Annotated in this window: 1 protein-coding gene; it reads left to right on the top strand. The window is 76.9% G+C overall.

The window, feature by feature from the left end; genetic code table 11:
* On the top strand, window positions 1–1,166 hold a 1,166-nt coding region (locus CRM73_RS19245; RefSeq protein ID WP_229588802.1), incomplete at its 5' end, for a Dyp-type peroxidase.
* Between the last annotated feature and the right edge of the window lie 281 nt (window positions 1,167–1,447).

The raw sequence follows: 1,447 nt of genomic DNA, 5'->3' as shown, positions 1-1,447 counted from the left end.
CCGGGGCCCCCGCCGCGGCCCCGCAGGACACCGCCCGGGTGGCACCGCAGGGGCACGGGCAGGCCGTCGAGCCCTTCCACGGCCCCCGGCAGGCCGGGGTGGCGACCGCGCCGCAGGCGTTCGCCGCCTTCGTGGCGCTGGACCTGAACCGGGACACCACCCGGGACGCGGTGCGGCGCCTGCTGCGGGTGCTCTCCGAGGACGCCGCCGCCCTGACCCAGGGGCGGGCGCCGGTCGCCGACCAGGAGCCGTGGCTCGCCGAGCACCCCGCGCGGCTCACGGTCACCCTCGGCTTCGGGCGGCGGCTGCTCGGACTGGTCGCCCCGGACCGGGTGCCGGCCTGGCTGCGGCCTCTGCCCCCGTTCTCGATCGACCGGCTCGAGGAGCGGTGGAGCGACGGCGACCTGCTGCTGCAGATCTGCGCCGACGACCGCCTCGCGGTCTCGCACGCCCAGCGGGTGCTGCTCAAGGCCGCCCGCTCCTTCGCCGCCGTGCGCTGGGTGCAGGACGGCTTCCGGCACACCGTGGGCTCCGTCCCGGACGGGCAGAGCATGCGCAACCTCTTCGGCCAGGTGGACGGCACCGTCAACCCCCGGGGCGGCAGCGAGGAGTACGAGCGGGTGGTCCACGGCCGGGACGGCTTCGCGCCGTGGGTCCCGGACGGCACGGCCCTGGTCGTCCGCCGGATCGCCATGAACCTGGACACCTGGGACGAGGCGGACACGCCGGCGCGGGAGGACGCCGTCGGGCGGCGCCTGCGCGACGGCGCCCCGCTGACGGGCGGTGCCGAGCACGACGAGCCGGACCTCGCCGCGCGGGGGCCGCTGGGCTTTCCCGTCATTGCGGACTACGCCCACGTGCGCCGCTCCCGCTCGGAGGACCCCCTCGAGCGGATCCACCGGCGGGTCTACAACTACGACCTGCCCGTGGCGGGTGCCTCGGGCACCCGGGGCCGGGGCGTGACCACCGGAGGGGTCAGCGACGCGGGGATGGTCTTCGCGGCGTACTGCGCGGACGTCGACCGCCAGTTCGTCCCGATCCAGCGCCGGCTCGACGAGCTCGACATGCTCAACGCCTGGACCACCCCGGTCGGGTCCGCGGTCTTCGCCGTGCCCCCGGGCTGCGCGGAGGGAGGGTTCGTGGGGGACGTGCTCTTCGAGGACTGAGGACCGCCCGTGTGGGATCCGGCACACGCGCACGGGCCGGTGCGCTCGGGGAGGGACAATGGAGACGGGCCGCCCCGTCGTCGTGGGGCGGATGAAGGAGACTGACCATGAGTTCGAGGACGGCCGAGCGCGCCGACCACGGCACCGCCGCCCGGCCGGGCGACCGGGGGATCGACCCCTGGTGGCTCGCGGCCGTGCCCCTCGTGGCCCTCGCGGCGCTCATCGCGGCGATGCTGTGGACCGGCTCCGGCGCGGCCCGGCTCGCCGCCGACCCCGGGGCG

Origin of the sequence: Kocuria sp. CCUG 69068 (genome assembly GCF_020833785.1) — a bacterium.
GTDB classification, from domain to species: domain Bacteria; phylum Actinomycetota; class Actinomycetes; order Actinomycetales; family Micrococcaceae; genus Kocuria; species Kocuria rosea.
Note: the sequence above shows the minus strand (reverse complement) of the source record. Positions and strands in the feature narration are given on the sequence as shown.